Genomic DNA, 17,248 nt, shown 5'->3' with positions numbered 1-17,248 from the left:
GCGCGCTATGTAACATTATTAGGTCAAGCAGAGGAAAAGGGCGCGGCCGTGGCCGCGCACGGGGAGAGATTACAGGTAGCGGTTTTCCAAATGCTGGCGGAAGTAGCGCGGATTGAGCGCTTCACCGGTTGCATTGGCGATCAGCGTGTCGGTTGGGAAACGGCTGCCGTGGCGCCAGATGTTATGCTGCAACCAGTGGAACAACGGCTGCAGATTGCCGGCGGCGATGTCCTCGTTCAGCGAAGGCAGGGCCTGACGCACGCTGTGGAACAGCTGCGCGGCGTACATCGCGCCGAGGGTATAAGTCGGGAAGTAGCCGAAGGCGCCGTCGGTCCAGTGGATATCCTGCATGCAACCGTTGCGGTAGTTGCCGATGGTATCGAGGCCCAGGTAAGCGTGCATCTTTTCATTCCACAGCGCCGGAATGTCCTCCACTTCGATCTCGCCTTCGATCAGCGCTTTTTCAATTTCGTAGCGCAGGATGACGTGAGCGGGATAGCTCACCTCGTCGGCGTCGACGCGGATCAGGCCCGGTTTCACCCGCTGGTTGAGGCGAATGAAGTTGGCTTCTTCCAGTGCCGGCTGTTCGCCAAACTGCGCGGTAACCAGCGGACGCAAGATTTTCAGGAATTCATTGCCGCGCGCCAGCTGCATTTCGAACAGCAGGCTCTGCGATTCGTGGATGGCGGTGGAGCGAGCCAGGGCGACCGGCTGGCCGAGCAGATCGCGCGGCAGGTTCTGTTCGTAACGGGCGTGGCCAGTCTCGTGTACGATCCCGAGCAGCGCGGTCAGGAACTCTTTCTCGTTGTAACGCGTGGTGATGCGCACATCCTCCGGCACGCCGCCGCAGAACGGGTGGGCGCTGACGTCGACGCGGCCGTTGTCGAAGTTGAAACCGAGCAGCTTCATCACGCTCAGGCTCAGCTGGCGCTGGGTGTCCACATTGAACGGGCCCTGCGGCGCCAGGCAGGGTTCATTGGCCTGTTTGGCCACCACGCGCTGCAGCAAATCCGGCAGCCAGGTTTTCAAATCGCCGAAGATGCGATCGAGATCGCTGCTGCGCATGCCCGGCTCATACAGGTTGAGCAGGGCATCGTAACGGCTGGTGCCGGCCGCCTGCGCGCGGATCTGCGCCTCTTCCCGACTGAGCTTGACCACGTCGCGCAGATTCTCCGCGAAGCCATCCCAGTCGTTGGCCGGGCGCTGGGCGCGCCAGGCGTGTTCACAGCGGGCGCCTGCCAGCGATTTGGCTTCGACCAGCGACGCCGGCAGCAGCACCGCGTCTTCATACTGGCGGCGCATTTCGCGCAGGTTGGCGCGGTCGATCTCGTCCAGCGTCTCTTGCTGCGCGCGATCCAACAGCGCGCCGGTGCTTTGTGCCGTTAAAATCTGGTGCTGCAGTACGCTCAATTCGGCCAGGGCTTCGGAGCGCGCCTTGCTGCCGCCCGGCGGCATCATGGTTTGCATGTCCCAACCGGCGATGGCGGACAGGTGGCCGAAACGCGACAGCCGGCTAAAAAGCGCGCGCAGGTGATCGTAAGCAGACGTGTTGGAATGTGCAGATGTCATTATTATTCGGCTCCAATGAGAAGGGTCCGGCGGTATTACGCCAGATCGGCTTTTAAACTGAATGTCGGCTTCACCGGCCAGCAGAAACGGAAGCTGGCGCCGCCGAGCGAACTGCCTTCGACGAACACCTGTCCCTGGTAGGCGACGGCGATGGAATGGACGATGGCCAGCCCCAGCCCGCAGCCGCCGGTGGCGCGATCGCGGCTGGGATCGAGGCGAACGAAAGGCTCGAACACCCGCTCGCGCTCTTCCTGCGGGATACCCGGCCCGTCATCTTCGACCTGCAAACAGGCGAGATCGCCGTCGAACCACAACCCAACGCGCAGGCGCTGCTCGGAATAGCGCAGCGCGTTGTTGACCAGGTTATCGAGTACGCGCTCCATCAGGCGCAGATCGACGCCGCCGAAGTCGCCGACGTGCGGGATGTCGAGCTGGATGTCGCGTTCCTGATGGATAAGGCGGATATCATCGACCTTGTCCTCCAGCCACTTTGGCAGATCGATGGGTTCAATGTTTAGCGCAACCTGCGGCCGATCCAGGCGGGCATAGGTCAGCAGCTCGTCGATCAGCGACTCCAGTTGGCCGATATCGCGGTTCAGCGCCTGCTGCTCGCCTTCGGACAGGTTATCGCTCATCTCGAGCCGATAGCGCAAGCGCACCAGCGGCGTGCGCAGCTCGTGGGCGATGCCGTCGATCAGCTGTTTCTTGCTGGCGATCAGGGTGTTGACGTTGTCGGCCATCTGGTTGAACGCCACGCCGAGCCGGCTCAGGCTGGAAGTGGGATCGAAGTGGGTGCGTTCATCCAGATGCCCGGCGCCGAGCCGCTGGGCGGCGTTTTCCAGTTTGAGCAGGTCTTGCCAGTGCGGCCGCATCCACAGAAACACCGGCAGCGCCAGCGACATGCCGATAAACACCAGCAACACCAGATCCAGCAGACGCATCTGGTGCAGATAGAACAGATAAGGAATGGGGCCGACCACCAACACATAGTGGCTGCGCGGAATGCGTTGCATAAAGGTGTACTGATCGTCGAGGGCGATGATTTCACCCAGCCGCAGCCGCTTTTTCAGATCTTCGCTCAGTTCCTGTTTGCCGAGCGGTTCGATATGAAGCTTGAACGACAGATTGAGATCCAGCGTGGCGATAGTCTTGTTCCAGTCCTTCAGCGGGATTTCGCGCAGCTCGCTGCGCATCAGGTACAGCGAGCTTTTCATCAAATCGTCCATCGACTGGCGGCCGGCGCGCTCGGCGGTCACCTTGTACACCAGGCCGACCAGCATCGCCATCACCAGAAAACAGACGAACAGCAACAGGAAGAACTGGACGAAAAGTTTTCTCATTGTTGCACCGATGCCCAGGCGTTAGGGGCGAACAGATAGCCCTTGTTGCGCACCGTCTTGATACGGAAAGGCTCCAGCGCATTGTCGTACAGTTTGCGGCGCAGGCGGGAGATCGCCACGTCGATGCTGCGGTCCATGCCGTCGTAGCTCACGCCGCGCAGGTTTTGCAGCAGCGCCTCGCGATCCATGATCTGCCCGGCGTGGGTCGCCAGCTCCCACAGCAGATCGAAATCCGAGGTGGACAGGGTGATGGTTTCCTCGCCCAACGTAACCTGACGGTTGACCGGATCGATGCACAGCAGCCCGAAATGCAGCGCGTTATGCTGGGTAAGCGGCTGAACCGACTCTTCTTTCGGCTGCTGGCTGTGTTGACGCAGATGCAAACGCAGGCGCGCCAGCAACACCGCCGGCGGCGTGGTTTTCAGGATATAGTCGTTGGCGCCCATCTCCAGCGACAGGATATGGTTCATGTCGCTGTCGAGCGAGGTCAGCAGCACGATCGGGCCGGGGAAGGTGGGGCGCAGATCGCGGCACAGCGTCATGCCGTCTTTGCCGGGCAACATGATGTCCAGCAGCACCAGGTCGGGTTGCTCGCGCTTGATGCGCGCCTGCGCGCTGTCGCCGCGCGGTTCGATCAGCACCTCGATATCGTGTTTGCCCAGATAGGCGGCGATCAGTTTGCCGACTTCAGGATCGTCTTCCACAAAAACAATTTTATGCATATGCCCGTGTTTTAATAAGAAAAGCGGATTTCAGCATAGCGCGGCCCGCGAGGTTGCGCCAAGCGGATCTTTGCGTCAGCGCAGCGGCCGCCCGCCGTCGACGCCGTGGGTGCGGCCGGTGACGTAGCGGCTCTCCAGCAGGTAGTTCACCAGATTGACCACTTCGCTCTCGCCCGGCGCGACCTTCATCAGCGATTTCGCCAGCGCCTGCCGGCGATAAGCTTCGTCGTCGCCCGGATTGAAGATGATCAGCGCCGGCGCGATGGCGTTGACTTTGACTTCGGGCGCCAATTTGCGGGCGAACGACCGGGTCATGTTGTCCAGCGCGGCTTTGCTGGCGGCGTAGGCGATATGCTTGTCGCTGCCTTTTTCCACCACATAGTCGGTCAGATGGATAATGTCGGCGCCGGCCTGGCCCTGGCCTGTCAGGCAGGACTCGAGCAGTTGATTGAGCAAATAGGGCGTGTAGACGTGAATTTGCAGCATCGCCGCCATGACCTGTTCCGGCGGCACCTCCGGTGACTCCGCCTGCCAGGCGCTGGCGTTGTGGATCACCGCGCGCAGCTTGGGCGCGGCCTGCCGGACCTGATCGGCGAAACGATAAATGCCTTCATGGGTGGAAAAATCGCCCTGAATGCAGCAGGCGCCCAAGGCTTTCAACTCGGCCATCGCCGGATATTCGCTGCGGTAGGCGATGATGACCGGAACGCCGCGCTGGAGAAACGCTCTGGCGAGCGCCAGCCCTATGCGCCGTGCGCCGCCGGTAATCAGCACCGGGGCGGAGTTGTGGTGTTCCATTGATTAAAGCTCCTGGACAGACTGGCAAACAATAGGGGAATTATGCCATCATACGGCGGAAAGTCGTTAAAGCTTCGCATGATTATCCATTTCTGGATATAAGATCCCCAATGCATTTCAGGTTGCCCCCGGCGGCGGCTTGAAAGACCACGGGTTAACACTGGCCATGAGAGGAATGAGGGGATGAACAGCAATCACCTTGCATCCATCGCGCGCAGTGAGAAAATCTGTTTCGACTATATGGATTTTCTGTCCGCATCGTGCAGGAAGCACTGGCGCTTTGTTGATGCTATTTATGGTGTGATGCCGATCTTCGGCATGGTGTTGAAATCGCGCGTGACCACCTCGCAAACGCGCAAAGAGCAGTTAAAAGAGTTGGCGCTGCAGGTGGTGTCGACGCAGGTCAGCGATGAAACCAACATCGTGCGCCTGATTGACCTGGCGCAGCAGCAGGGCCTGGCGGTGTTTGATATTCAGTTGCCTTATGCGCTGGAGGCCCAACAACTGGCGGCCATTCAGAAAGAGTGTGCGGAAGGCATTGCGATTACTCTGGTGGGTGAACGCATGACCGTCGCGATCCCTCCCAAAAGCTGACCGGGCATCAACCCGGCCGCCCTTCATGGTTAGGCAATTGACTCGTCGCGATGGCCTAACCATGAACGTGATGTCTCACGCCGCATGACGGCCGGCGTCTAGAGCTGGGTCCCGGCATTCGGGCCGGAGCGCAGGGTATAAATACTGTCTATATGAATTAACACCGCGTACTTCGGCGGCTTCATTCCGTTTTTTTCCGCAAACGTCAACGCATCGTCAAACGGCTTGCCCGCCAGAAACAGTTCGGGCGTGCCAACGAAGCGGTAACCGTCCAGCGCCTCGCGATCGATGACCACAACGGCCATTTTCGAGCCGGCCTTGATGTTTTTCAGCGTTTGGCCTCCGGTATTTTCGTTGTAAATCAGCGTACGGTCATCATAGAGGCGCAAAGAGCGCTTGGGGCCGATATCGGGAACGCCGTTCGGGCTGCTGGTCGCCTGCACAGGCAGCTGTTTAGCCAGCATCTTCTTCATCTCGTCATTCAATTCATTCATTACAGATGACCCTCAGATTGGTGTGTCACTTTTAATGCAAGGTAGCGGAAGCGTTGGCCGCCGGTGCGCAGACGCTGGTTTCCGGCAACCGGTGTTCGCGCAGCAAGTGCAGGGTTTCAATCCTGAAACGCAGCAGGTGCCGTTCGGCTATCTGCTGCATCTGTTCGCACAGCGACGTATCGTCCAAGAGTTGCTCGATAGCGACTCGGGCCTGATGAACATGCAGCTCGACGCCGCGAAGAGGCTTCTGCCGCAGGCGCAGATGGGTAATGTTGTTGAACGTGACGATCAGCGCGGCAAGGGCAGACTCGAAAATATTCAGCGCTTCAAATCTGGCGGTATATTCCGCATTCAGCCAGGGCTTCTCTGCGATGATCGCCTGAGCCCCCTCCAGCGCCTGTTGATAGCGCGCCATCGCCTGGCGATCGTGCCGCTGATTAAACGCCATGTTGCCCTCGGCGATCAGCGCCTCCCAAGCGGTAAACAAAGGTAATGCGTGCAGCAGTTTCTCAGCCATGAAATGCCTTCCATATTCAACCTGTCTTCATCCGCCGCCTGACGCCTCTCGCCAGGGGCACTCGCGTCTTACCATTAATCAATAAATGATAATGATAATTAATTGCATTTGAGATCGCAAGCGTGGCGCATGGCTGACTGTGCAAAGGGGGGGAACGCGGTAGCAGGGGAAAAAGAGGAAGCAAAATGCGGCTGACGGGCAGCCGCATTGACGGGACACTTTAGTGCAGCATAAACCAGCCGGCGGGCAGCGTGGCCACCAGCAGCAGTAAGATGCTGCCTTTTTCCAGGCGATTCAGCAGATTGATATCCTGATGGCCGCGGCGGGCGTACATGAACACCAACAGGCCCGGCGCATACAGCAGCACCGACATCAGCAGGTGCATCAGCCCGGAAGCGTACAGCAGCCATAAACCATAGACGCAGGCGCCGGTGGCGGCGAAGATCAGGCGCTTGTCGCGGCGACGGTAAGCCACCTTGAACAGAAATGCGCCGACCAGGAAGTAAGGCACCAGGATCATTTCCGACGCGATGGTCAACAGCGAGTTGTAGTTGCTGCCGGTCAACCAGATCAGCACCAACGCCAGCTGCACCGCGATGTTGGTCAGCCACAGCGAAGACGATGGGGCGTGATGGCGGTTCTGCTTGCCGAACACGCGTGGAAATGCGCCGTGCTGTGCGGCCAGCAGGGGGACTTCCGCCGCCATGATGGTCCAGCTGAGGTAGGCGCCGCACACGGAAATGATAAGACCGGCGGCGATGATCACGTCTCCCCACGGGCCAATCAGTTCCACCATCAGCACTGCCATCGACGGGTTGCGCATGTCGGCCAGTTCGCTGCGCGGCACCACGCCCAGCGACAGCAAGGTGACCATCAGATACACCGCCAGCGCCGACAGTACCGCCAACATGGTTGCGCGGCCCACGTCCTTCTTATTGCGCGCGCGCGCGGAAACCACCACGGCGCCTTCCACGCCGATAAACACCCACAGGGTGATCAGCATGGTGTCTTTGACCTGTTCCCATACCGGCTTGCCGAGGGCGATCCCCTGGAAGTCCAGCGTGAACACGTCCATTTTAAAGGCGATCGCCGCCAGAACGGCGAACATCCCCAGCGGCAGCAGCTTGGCGAGAGTGGCCGCAAGATTGATGCTGGCGGCGGTTTGCACGCCGCGCAGCACCAGCGCGTGCACGATCCAAAGCAGGGCGGATTCGGCGATCAGCGCCTGCCAGGTATTGCCGTCACCGAGAATAACGTTGCCGCCGCGATCGGTGAAAATGCTCAATGCCGCGAACACGATCACCAGATACGAGACGTTGGCGATCACGGCGCACAGCCAGTAACCCCAGGCAGAGCAGAAGCCCATCAGCTCGCCGAATCCCTCTTTGGCGTAGGTGAAGATGCCGCCGTCCAGATCCGGGCGCAGACGCGTAAGCAACAGCATGGCAAACGCCAAAAACAGAATGCCGACGCCGGTGATCCCCCAACCCAGCAGCAGCGCGGCGGGGCTGGCGACCTGCGCCATGTTTTGCGGCAGACTGAACACGCCGGCGCCCAGCATCGAGCTGAGCACCAAAGCGGTTAGCGCGGTAAGACCGAGTTTTTTTTCCAATGACGGATCCTGAACGCAGAATAAACAACTGGAAGGGAACTGCTTGGCGGCAACAATGTGTTAACAACCATTGCGCTAATAGACAATAGCCCTAAAAATTGGCGCAAATTCTACGGAGGGATGATTAGAGATGCAATGATTGAATATGCGGAATTTACAAAAAACTATTCAACGAGCGGCGAAAAGATCGGCAATAAAAACGGGCAGCTCAAGGGCTGCCCGATGGTAAACCGAAAAGCGGGTTTTATTTGAACAGATCGGCGCTGACGGTCAGGTTGCCGCCGCTCTTGTTCTGCCACTGGCGAGTGACGTGGTAGTACTTGGCGCCTTTCTCGGCCGCGCGTTTCGCCACTTCGGTGGACACGTCGGTCATGCTGTTGAAGTGGCCGGTGAAGGTGACGGAATCGAATGGCACCATCTGCGCGGCGGTGACGTTGTTCACTTCCTGAATCTTGGTGCCGTTAGGCAGCGTGACGGTATAGCGTTGGCCGGTAGAGGACTGGGTTTCGAAGAAACGGCCCACTTCGCGGCTTGGTGAACCGGAAGACGCGACGCCAGGAATTTCGACTTTCGCGGCTGCGGCGCCGCCGGCGGCCAGCGCGGCGCGGCCGGCGTCAGAATCGGCCGGGATGGCGTCCGGGCTCTGCACGCGGCGTTTCGGCGCATCGGCCTTATAGATGTAGGCGGTGACGAACTGGTTGCCGCCGGAGTTGGCGTCAACCTGGCGCACGATGAAGAACGAGGCGGCGCCTTTTTTCTGCGCTTCTTTGGAGATGGCGTCGTTAATGTCCGGCTGGCTGCGGTAGAAACCGCTGACGCTCACGGTATCGTAAGGCTCCAGCAGGTAGGCTTCCTCTTTAGGCAGTTCATTCACGCCGTTAAATACGCGGTATTTTGGTGTTTTGCTCACTTCTGGCGCATCTTTATGATAAAGGTCTGCGGTGACGCGCCAGTTGCCGCCGTTATTGCTGTTGTTGCTGTCCTGGATATAGAAGGAATCGGCACCCAGTTTGTCTGCACGGCGGGATACGGCGTCGACGGCTTCATTGATCGCATTGAAGCGGCCGGTAATCGTGATGCGATCAAACGGCTTCAGCGCCGCTGCTTTCTCAGGAGTTAACTCTTGCGCCGCATGAGCGGACAGCGCGGTGAGTGATAACAAGGCTGACGCGATGATCGTGGTCTTCAGCTTCATAAAAAATCCTTTCGCCTAGCGCATTAACGTTTATAACGTACTGAACTGTTTAAGTGTAATTCAGCCGTCGATTATTACATGTAATTCTGAAAACTGTCTCAGCATTTTATGTTATCCCGTGCGACAAATCCTTGACGGTGACGCGGGTCGCACGGATGGCGCCGCCGCCATAAGTTTCCATAATAAAGGCTTTGGTGTCATTAGTGTTAATTATTCACAAAATGATAACTTTTATGCTTATCCGCCCCGCATGGCGATAAATCGTTACGCCGGGCGCAAACCTCTAACCATGCAGAATGTGCTGTTCTGTATGCATTTTTTCACTGTAAATTGTGATTTGTCATATCGCGCCCGGCGTTTTTATGTAAAAACAGGGCTGAATGCGTAAGCAATTATGGATCATCGACCTTATTTTCAGTAGGTTATAGTTGGCGTCTGAAATCAGTGCGGGCAAGTTGACGCCTCGCTCGCCGATGGCGCCGTTCTATGGGCAGGAAAATAATAAACATCATCCAAGACAGGTGAGAAGGGAACATTATGCGTATTGGTGTACCAAGAGAGCGGTTGGCCAATGAAGCCCGGGTCGCAGCCACGCCGAAAACGGTGGAACAACTGCTGAAGCTGGGTTTTACCGTCGCGATTGAACGTGGGGCGGGAAAACAGGCCAGTTTTGACGACGTCGCCTACGAAGCCGCCGGCGCGGCGCTGGTCGACGAAAACGAAGTGTGGCAGTCGGATCTGATCCTGAAAGTCAACGCGCCGCAAGACGACGAGATCGCCTTGATGCGCGAAGGCAGCACGCTGGTCAGCTTTATCTGGCCGGCGCAAAACCCCGAGCTGATGGCCAAGCTGGCGGCGCGCAACGTCACCGCACTGGCGATGGACTCGGTGCCGCGCATCTCGCGCGCCCAGTCGATGGATGCGCTGAGCTCGATGGCCAACATCGCCGGCTACCGCGCCATCGTCGAGGCGGCGCATGAGTTCGGCCGCTTCTTCACCGGCCAGATCACCGCCGCCGGCAAAGTGCCGCCGGCCAAGGTGATGATCATCGGCGCCGGCGTGGCCGGCCTGGCGGCGATCGGCGCTGCGGGCAGCCTCGGCGCCATCGTGCGCGCCTTCGACACCCGCCCGGAAGTGAAAGAGCAGGTGCAGAGCATGGGCGCGGAATTCCTCGAGCTGGATTTTGAAGAGGAAGCGGGCAGCGGCGACGGTTACGCCAAAGTGATGTCCGAAGCCTTTATCAAGGCCGAGATGGCGCTGTTCGCCGCACAGGCGGCGGAGGTTGACATCATCGTCACCACCGCGCTGATCCCGGGTAAACCGGCGCCGAAGCTGATCACCAAAGAGATGGTGGCGTCGATGAAGCCGGGCAGCGTGATCGTCGATCTGGCGGCGCAAACCGGCGGCAACTGCGAACTGACCGTGGCCGACACCATTACCGTGACCGACAACGGCGTGAAAATCATCGGCTATACCGATCTGCCGAGCCGCTTGCCGACACAATCTTCGCAGCTGTACGGCACCAACCTGGTCAACCTGCTGAAGCTGCTGTCGAAAGAGAAGAACGGCGAGATCGATATCGATTTCGACGATACGGTGATCCGCGGCGTTACCGTGGTGCGCAGCGGTGAAATCACCTGGCCGGCGCCGCCGATCCAGGTTTCCGCCCAGCCGAAAGCGGCGCCCGCCGCCGCACCGGTCGCCAAACCTGAAGCCAAGCCGACCTCGCCGTGGCTGAAGTACGGCCTGATGGCTCTGGCGATCCTGCTGTTCGGCTGGCTGGCGGACGCAGCCCCGAAAGAGTTCCTGTCGCACTTTACCGTGTTCGCGCTGGCCTGCGTGGTCGGGTACTACGTGGTCTGGAACGTCAGCCATGCGCTGCATACCCCGTTGATGTCGGTCACCAACGCGATCTCAGGGATTATCGTAGTCGGTGCGCTGCTGCAAATTGGCCACGGCGGCTGGGTGAGTTTTCTCTCCTTTATCGCCGTGCTGATCGCCAGCATCAATATTTTCGGTGGGTTCACCGTCACTCAGCGCATGCTGAAGATGTTCCGCAAGAACTAAGGGGTAACAAATGTCTGGAGGATTGGTTACAGCTGCATACATTGTTGCCGCTATTTTGTTTATTTTCAGCCTGGCGGGCCTGTCGCGTCATGAAACGTCGAAGCAGGGCAACCTGTTCGGCGTCGCCGGCATGGCGATCGCGCTGATCGCGACCATTCTGGGGCCGGATTCCGGCAACGTCGGCTGGATCATCATCGCTATGATCATCGGCGGCTCGATCGGCGTCTATCTGGCGAAGAAGGTCGAGATGACCGAAATGCCGGAGCTGGTGGCGGTGCTGCACAGCTTCGTTGGCCTGGCCGCGGTGCTGGTCGGTTTCAACAGTTATCTGGATCACGGTGCGCCGATGGAACCGGTGATGGCGAATATCCATCTGACCGAAGTGTTCTTCGGCATCTTTATCGGTGCGGTGACCTTCACCGGGTCGATCGTCGCCTTCGGCAAGCTGCGCGGCATCATTTCTTCCAAGCCGTTGATGCTGCCGAATCGTCACAAGCTGAACCTGGCGGCGCTGGTGATCTCGTTCCTGTTGCTGGTGGCGTTCGTGCGCACCGACAGCGTGGGCTGGCAGGTGGTGACGCTGCTGCTGATGACGGCGATCGCGCTGGCGTTCGGCTGGCATCTGGTCGCCTCGATCGGCGGCGCCGACATGCCGGTGGTGGTGTCGATGCTCAACTCCTACTCGGGGTGGGCGGCGGCCGCGGCGGGCTTCATGCTGAGCAACGATCTGCTGATCGTCACCGGCGCGCTGGTGGGCTCTTCGGGGGCGATCCTGTCTTACATCATGTGCAAGGCGATGAACCGCTCGTTTATCAGCGTGATCGCCGGCGGTTTCGGCAGCGACGGTTCATCCACCGGCGATGCCGAAGAGATGGGCGAATACCGTGAAACCACGGCGGAAGAGGTGGCCGAGCAGTTGAAAAACTCCACCTCGGTGATCATCACCCCGGGCTACGGCATGGCGGTGGCGCAGGCGCAGTATCCGGTGGCGGAAATCACCGAAAAACTGCGGGCGCGCGGCGTGAAGGTGCGCTTCGGCATTCACCCGGTCGCGGGGCGCTTGCCGGGCCACATGAACGTGCTGCTGGCAGAGGCGAAGGTGCCGTACGACGTGGTGCTGGAGATGGATGAAATCAACGACGATTTCCCGGATACCGACACCGTGCTGGTGATCGGCGCCAACGATACGGTGAACCCGGCGGCGCTGGAAGATCCGCGCAGCCCGATCGCCGGCATGCCGGTATTGGAAGTGTGGAAAGCGCAGAACGTGATCGCGTTCAAACGGTCGATGAACACCGGCTACGCCGGCGTGCAGAACCCGCTGTTCTTCAAGGAGAACACCCAAATGCTGTTTGGCGACGCCAAAGACAGCGTGGAAGCGATTTTGCGGGCGTTGCAGAAGTAAAATTGGGCAACCAAAGAAAAACGGGCCGCTTTTCAGCGGCCCGTTTCTTTATGCGCGAAGCTTAATCTTCGTCGTCGTGTTCATCGTCTTCATCCGCCTCGATCGGGCAGTTGAAGTTTTCCGGTTTAATCACCAGCAGGTCGCATTTCAGATGATCGATCACATGTTCCGCCGTGTTGCCGATAAAGGCGGCTGAAATGCCGGTGCGGCCCAGGGTGCCCAGCACCACCACGCCGGCCTGCAGGTGTTCGGCCAGATCGGGGATCACCTCTTCCGGCAGGCCTTTTTCCACGTGGGTGAACTCTTCCTTAATGCAGAATTTTTGCCGTAGCGCCTTCATGGCGATCAGATGCTGGCCGCGAATGGCGTCGTTGTAGACGCTTGGGTCGAAGTCGGGCAATTCGATGGCGATGTTGATCGGGGTAACGGGATAGGCGCCGACCAGGTGAACCTCGGTCTGGTTGACGTTTTGCGCCAGTTCGACGGTTTCTTGCACCAGTTTGATATTGAGCGGGTCGTGATAGGGTTCTTCGCTGGCCAGATTGACCGCCACCAGCGCCTTGCCGCCTTCCGGCCAGGGCTGGTCTTTCACCATCCACACCGGGCAAGGGCATTTGCGCAGCAGGTGCCAGTCGGTGGGGGTAAAGATCACCGACTCCAACCGGTCGTGTTGGTGCGCCATTTTCAGCAGCAGGTCATGTTGGCCGGAAAGCACTTCCTGAATGATGGCTTCGAAGGGGCGGTTATGCCAGACCACTTTGATTTCGATCGGCACGCCGTCGTTGAGATAGAAGCGGCACTGCTCGTTGATCCAGGCGGCGCGTTGGCTGATCACACCTTGCCGCATCGCCGTTCTTTCATCCGGGGAGAGCAGGGTCGTCATTTCGTAAGAGAAGTCATAGATGGGCAGGAAGGCCTTGATGCGCCCGCCGTTCCGTTTTACCAGGTACACGGCGCGGCGCAATGCCGGCTGATCGTCCTGATTGGGGTCAATAGCCACCAGAAGATTCTGATACTTCGCCATAGGGCCTCCTTACAGCTGAAATCAACAGTCTGTTAATTTACAGAGTAACCCAACATTGAAAAACAGAACAACAACAGAAGCGTGCCGGATCAACAATTTCGGGGAAATGGTGATCCGGCAGGAGAATCAGGCGTTGACGGTCACGTTGATACGCGGCGTACCGGCCAGCACCGACAGGGCGTCGGCGTTTTCGATGGTGATGTATTTGCCTTTCACGCTGAGGATTTCGCTTTTCTGGAAGCGGCCCAGCAGCCGGCTGATGGTTTCCACCGTCAGGCCGAGATAGTTGCCGATATCGCCGCGGGTCATGGTCAAACGGAACTCGCGCGGAGAGAAACCGCGCTCCGCAAAGCGGCGCGACAGGTTGTAAACGAACGCCGCCAGGCGCTCTTCGGCGTTTTTCTTCGACAACAGCAGGATCATGTCCTGGTCGCCTTTGATCTCGCCGCTCATCAACCGCATGATCTGCTGACGCAGGTTTGGCATTTTGCCGGACAGATCGTCGAGGGTCTCGAACGGAATTTCGCACACCATCGAGGTTTCCAGCGCCTGGGCGAAGCTTGGGTGCTTCAGGCCGCCGATGGCGTCAAAGCCCACCAGGTCACCCGCCAGGTGGAAGCCGGTGATCTGCTCGTCGCCTTGCTCGGTGATGGTGTAGCTCTTGATGGTCCCGGAACGGATCGCGTACAGCGATTTCAGCTCGTCGCCGGCCTTGAACAGGGTCTGGCCTTTCTGAATAGGCTTTTTCCTCTCGATAATGTTGTCGAGCTGATCCAGCTCGTGGGCATTAAGGGTGAAAGGAATGCACAGCTGGCTGATGCTGCAGTCCTGGCAATGGATCGCACAACCACCAGACTGGATACGACGAATCACGCGTTTTTCCGGGATCATAGATTACGCTCATTCAATAATTGATATGAGTCAATTTTAACATCTTTTGCCGCAGCTGATAAGGGTAGCATTAGTCTGAATAGGGGCATTGTGTGCGAATTTTACGCACACATGCCGCCGATTATTCTGTAGGGGACTGAAGTTATGAGTATTATTTGTGACTTATGCGTTTTATCCACACCAGTTATTCATAGGGTTCAGCGGCCTGCGAGCGTGGCGTTGAGCAATGGGCTTTATTAAGCGTCGCCAAACAATGGCGCCGGATAATCGCCTGGCGCGGCTACAGCAGGCTTTTAGGCAGGTAGCCTTCGTGCTGCAGCAGCCATTGTTTGCGCTGTACGCCGCCGGCATAGCCGGTCAGTGCGCCTTGCGAACCGATCACTCGGTGGCAGGGCACGACGATGCTGATCGGATTTGAACCGTTGGCCATGCCGACTGCGCGTGAGGCGGTCGGACGGCCGATGCGTTGCGCGAGCTGGCCGTAGGTCAGGATCTCGCCGCAGGGGATTTGGCGCAGCTGTTGCCACACGGTGCGCTGGAACTCGGTGCCGGCGGTCATCACCGGCAACCGATCGATAATGCTCAGTTCCCCGGCGAAATAGCGCTGCATGGCGTCGGTCAGCCCGCTGGGATCGCGCTGTTCGCGCAGGGTGAACCGATCGGCGCGGTAGTGGGTATTCAGCAGCTTCATCAGGCGCGCTTCGTGATCGGTCCAGTCAATCGCCCGCAGGCGCCCCTGTTCATCGGCAATCAGCACCAGTTCTCCCACCGGCGTGGCGGTACGATCAATCAAAAAAGTCTGCATCTGGATCACTCCTCGGTTTGGTAGGGCGATTATCGCATGAAACGCAAGGGAGCGATGGCGGATTTCGGACATGCTGATGGGCGACCGCAGGGTCGCCCGAATAGCCGGCTTACGGTAAGTCGGGGAGTTATTGTGTGATAAATTTATAAAATAAATTTATAAGTCATCAAGACAAGTTGTGTCTTGTTTATTATTTCAGCAGGCAGTAACGCTTTGTGGTTACTTATAGCTGATGGTCACGCGTTTTAAATGGGGATCGTTATTCACCATCTCACTGCTGACGGCAGAAACTAATTCTTTTGGCATCGCTTTTAACGAAGAGGATATATACCCGTTCTGATATTCCGTCACTTTACCGAAGCAGCTGGAGATAAGCTTTTCATCCTGATGTTTGACGGTGCATGCAGGCGTGGTAATGGCGCCGGTGAAGCGTACGACGCCAGAGGCGACCTGGCTGCCGGAAAGCGGTTTTGCTTGCAGAGCGAAGGGCAGAATGACCAATGCGCTTAATACGGCTAAGTAATGGTTCATACGCTGTTCCTTTCAGAGTAAAAACACTGCCAATTAAAAAACAAGCGCGCTTGTTTTCATCAAATAAGCTATTTCGCTTGGCGAAATAAAAACGAATGGGCAAAAATCCTACTGCCTGCATTCAATGAATTTGATAATAGAGAGGTAGGATGAGTAAAACCATGATTTGGATCATAGTGAAGACCGGTTAATGGTTTCAGGCGCGGGCGGGATAACAGGCTGTGATCGTTCTCTCAGGAAAGCGGAAAATGGCGGGATGTTTTCGCCCCCGTGGTGCAGCCACTGAAACCGGGGGCGGGTGTGGGGTTACAGCATGCCGCTGCTGCCGCAGATGCGGATCTTTTCCGCCACCACTTCTTTCATCGCCAGCTTGCCGGGGACGATGTATTTGCGCGGATCGTTGGCATCCGGGTGCTGTGAAAAGTAGCTTTTTACCGCATCGGCGAAGGCGATTTTCAATTCGGTGGCGACGTTGACCTTGCAAACGCCGAGCGAGATCGCGCGCTTGACCATCGCTTCCGGAATGCCGGAGGCGCCGTGCAGCACCAACGGCACGTCCACCTGTTCGCGGATCAGCGCCAGGCGTTCGAAGTCCAGCTTCGGTTCGCCGCGATACAGGCCGTGGGCGGAACCGATCGCCACCGCCAGCGAATCGATGCCGGTGGCGGCGACAAACTCGCGTGCCGCCACCGGGTCGGTATAGAAGCTGTCCGCCGTATCGACGATCAGATCGTCCTCTTGCCCGCCCAGGCGGCCCAGCTCCGCCTCCACGCTGGCGCCGTAGCGATGGCACAGGGCCACTGCGGCGGCCACCTTGGCGATATTCTGCTCGAACGGCAAATGGGAGCCGTCGATCATTACCGAGCGGATGCCGCTTTTCACCTTGTGCTCGATGTCATCGAGCTCTTCGTGATGATCCAGATGCAGCGCCAGCGGCAGATCGTAGCGGTGCGCGGCCGCCTGACAGATACCGATCAGGTAGTCGGTGCCGGCATAGCTGAAGGTGCCGGGCGTGCCGGCCATGATCACCGGCGAGCGCAGCTCGGCGGCGGTCTCCGCCACCACCTGCACGGTTTCCAGATTGTGAACGTTAAACGCCGGAACGGCGTAACCCTGGCGCTGCGCCTTGAGCAGCATGTCTCGGTTGGCTATCAGATACATGGGATCTCCTTACTGCACGGGGGAAGGAAAACGGTAAATCGTCACGCCTTTCACCACCCGGTTAACCTCGCCGGTCGGGCAGGGGTTATCCGGGGTCAGCCCCAGCGCCAGCGAACTCTCGAAGGCCAGCATCTGGGTGAACAGCAGATACGGGAACAGCAGCCAGATATCGTCTGCCGCATCGTGCATATGCAGCAGGGTATCGGCGAGGGGTTGGCGCTCGCCGGTCAATCCGACCAGCTGCATCGCCTGCCCATCGCGCTGCAGCTCGTTCCACAGATCGCGGTCATACTGGCGGGCGTAGTCGTCGCGCGAGAACATCAACACCACCAGCGTCTGGCCGTCGACCATAAATTTCGGGCCATGACGCAGGCCGAGCGGCGAGTCGTAGCGCGTAACGATGCGCCCGGCGGTCAGCTCCAGCATCTTGAGCGAGGCCTCTTCGGCAAGGCCGGTAAAGCAGCTGCCGCCAAGGGTGATGTAGCGGCGGAAGCCGCCGGCGGCCAGCGCCTTCACCTGCGGC

General features: G+C 58.7%; 17 protein-coding genes and 1 pseudogene. 4 read left to right on the top strand and 14 right to left on the bottom strand.

Annotated elements, in window-relative coordinates; all coding sequences use genetic code 11:
- Positions 1-69: 69 nt before the first annotated feature.
- The 4 genes from H7A77_RS17295 to folM form a co-directional block, all read right to left on the bottom strand.
- The gene (locus H7A77_RS17295; RefSeq protein WP_033650292.1) at positions 70-1,569 is read right to left on the bottom strand and encodes a carboxypeptidase M32; all 1,500 of its coding nucleotides are present in this window, start codon (positions 1,567-1,569) and stop codon (positions 70-72) included.
- A 35-nt stretch (positions 1,570-1,604) separates the two neighbouring features.
- On the bottom strand, positions 1,605-2,909 hold the full coding sequence (gene rstB, locus H7A77_RS17290) for a two-component system sensor histidine kinase RstB (RefSeq protein WP_182074446.1): 1,305 nt from the start codon (positions 2,907-2,909) through the stop codon (positions 1,605-1,607).
- Positions 2,906-3,631, bottom strand: coding sequence for a two-component system response regulator RstA (gene rstA / locus H7A77_RS17285; RefSeq protein ID WP_182074445.1), 726 nt, complete (start codon positions 3,629-3,631; stop codon positions 2,906-2,908). Before rstA ends, rstB begins: the two co-directional genes overlap by 4 nt.
- Before the next feature lie 75 nt (positions 3,632-3,706).
- The gene (gene folM, locus H7A77_RS17280; RefSeq protein ID WP_033643212.1) at positions 3,707-4,429 is read right to left on the bottom strand and encodes a dihydromonapterin reductase; all 723 of its coding nucleotides are present in this window, start codon (positions 4,427-4,429) and stop codon (positions 3,707-3,709) included.
- Between the two features lie 183 nt (positions 4,430-4,612).
- On the opposite strand from folM, the gene H7A77_RS17275 reads away from it, so the two are divergent.
- Complete coding sequence (locus H7A77_RS17275; RefSeq protein WP_033643211.1) at positions 4,613-5,023, top strand: hypothetical protein; 411 nt, start codon at positions 4,613-4,615, stop codon at positions 5,021-5,023.
- Between the two features lie 98 nt (positions 5,024-5,121).
- Here H7A77_RS17275 and H7A77_RS17270 read toward each other — a convergent pair whose 3' ends face one another.
- The 3 genes from H7A77_RS17270 to H7A77_RS17260 all read right to left on the bottom strand — a co-directional run bounded on the left by H7A77_RS17270 (position 5,122) and on the right by H7A77_RS17260 (position 7,646).
- Positions 5,122-5,517 (bottom strand): pyridoxamine 5'-phosphate oxidase family protein, encoded by a 396-nt coding sequence (locus H7A77_RS17270; protein WP_033643210.1) that lies wholly within the window; start codon positions 5,515-5,517, stop codon positions 5,122-5,124.
- Positions 5,518-5,548: 31 nt separating this feature from the next.
- Complete coding sequence (locus H7A77_RS17265; RefSeq protein ID WP_047026034.1) at positions 5,549-6,034, bottom strand: hypothetical protein; 486 nt, start codon at positions 6,032-6,034, stop codon at positions 5,549-5,551.
- 220 nt (positions 6,035-6,254) lie between these two features.
- Positions 6,255-7,646 (bottom strand): amino acid permease, encoded by a 1,392-nt coding sequence (locus H7A77_RS17260; protein WP_033643208.1) that lies wholly within the window; start codon positions 7,644-7,646, stop codon positions 6,255-6,257.
- Positions 7,647-7,703: 57 nt separating this feature from the next.
- On the opposite strand from H7A77_RS17260, the gene H7A77_RS17255 reads away from it, so the two are divergent.
- Positions 7,704-7,898, top strand: coding sequence for a hypothetical protein (locus H7A77_RS17255; protein ID WP_147837989.1), 195 nt, complete (start codon positions 7,704-7,706; stop codon positions 7,896-7,898).
- Here H7A77_RS17255 and ydgH read toward each other — a convergent pair.
- Positions 7,891-8,841, bottom strand: a complete 951-nt coding sequence (gene ydgH, locus H7A77_RS17250; protein WP_025302966.1) for a DUF1471 family protein YdgH — start codon at positions 8,839-8,841, stop codon at positions 7,891-7,893. The genes H7A77_RS17255 and ydgH overlap by 8 nt on opposite strands.
- Before the next feature lie 537 nt (positions 8,842-9,378).
- Here ydgH and pntA point away from each other — a divergent pair.
- Together pntA and pntB are read left to right on the top strand one after the other, a co-directional pair.
- Positions 9,379-10,908 carry a Re/Si-specific NAD(P)(+) transhydrogenase subunit alpha gene (pntA, locus tag H7A77_RS17245; RefSeq protein ID WP_147880446.1) on the top strand — a complete coding sequence of 510 codons (1,530 nt, stop codon included), beginning with the start codon at positions 9,379-9,381 and terminating at the stop codon, positions 10,906-10,908.
- Positions 10,909-10,918: 10 nt separating this feature from the next.
- Positions 10,919-12,313, top strand: coding sequence for a Re/Si-specific NAD(P)(+) transhydrogenase subunit beta (pntB, locus tag H7A77_RS17240; protein WP_182074444.1), 1,395 nt, complete (start codon positions 10,919-10,921; stop codon positions 12,311-12,313).
- Positions 12,314-12,374: 61 nt separating this feature from the next.
- On the opposite strand, the gene uspE is transcribed toward pntB, so the two are convergent.
- The 6 genes and pseudogenes from uspE to H7A77_RS17210 form a co-directional block, all read right to left on the bottom strand.
- A complete protein-coding gene (gene uspE, locus H7A77_RS17235) occupies positions 12,375-13,337 on the bottom strand; it encodes a universal stress protein UspE (protein ID WP_004938281.1) in 963 nt (320 codons plus the stop codon).
- 126 nt (positions 13,338-13,463) lie between these two features.
- Positions 13,464-14,228 carry an FNR family transcription factor gene (locus H7A77_RS17230; RefSeq protein ID WP_004938278.1) on the bottom strand — a complete coding sequence of 255 codons (765 nt, stop codon included), beginning with the start codon at positions 14,226-14,228 and terminating at the stop codon, positions 13,464-13,466.
- A 280-nt stretch (positions 14,229-14,508) separates the two neighbouring features.
- Positions 14,509-15,033 (bottom strand): methylated-DNA--[protein]-cysteine S-methyltransferase, encoded by a 525-nt coding sequence (gene ogt / locus H7A77_RS17225; RefSeq protein ID WP_004938274.1) that lies wholly within the window; start codon positions 15,031-15,033, stop codon positions 14,509-14,511.
- Positions 15,034-15,252: 219 nt separating this feature from the next.
- Positions 15,253-15,564, bottom strand: coding sequence for a hypothetical protein (locus tag H7A77_RS17220; RefSeq protein WP_033643206.1), 312 nt, complete (start codon positions 15,562-15,564; stop codon positions 15,253-15,255).
- Between the two features lie 306 nt (positions 15,565-15,870).
- Positions 15,871-16,725 carry a tagatose bisphosphate family class II aldolase gene (locus H7A77_RS17215; protein WP_172755688.1) on the bottom strand — a complete coding sequence of 285 codons (855 nt, stop codon included), beginning with the start codon at positions 16,723-16,725 and terminating at the stop codon, positions 15,871-15,873.
- A 9-nt stretch (positions 16,726-16,734) separates the two neighbouring features.
- Positions 16,735-17,248, bottom strand: a pseudogene (locus tag H7A77_RS17210) (tagatose-6-phosphate ketose isomerase); the annotation flags it as partial.

This window comes from Serratia sp. ME47 (assembly GCF_903970925.1).
Taxonomy (GTDB): Bacteria; Pseudomonadota; Gammaproteobacteria; order Enterobacterales; family Enterobacteriaceae; genus Serratia; species Serratia ureilytica.
Note: the sequence above shows the minus strand (reverse complement) of the source record. Positions and strands in the feature narration are given on the sequence as shown.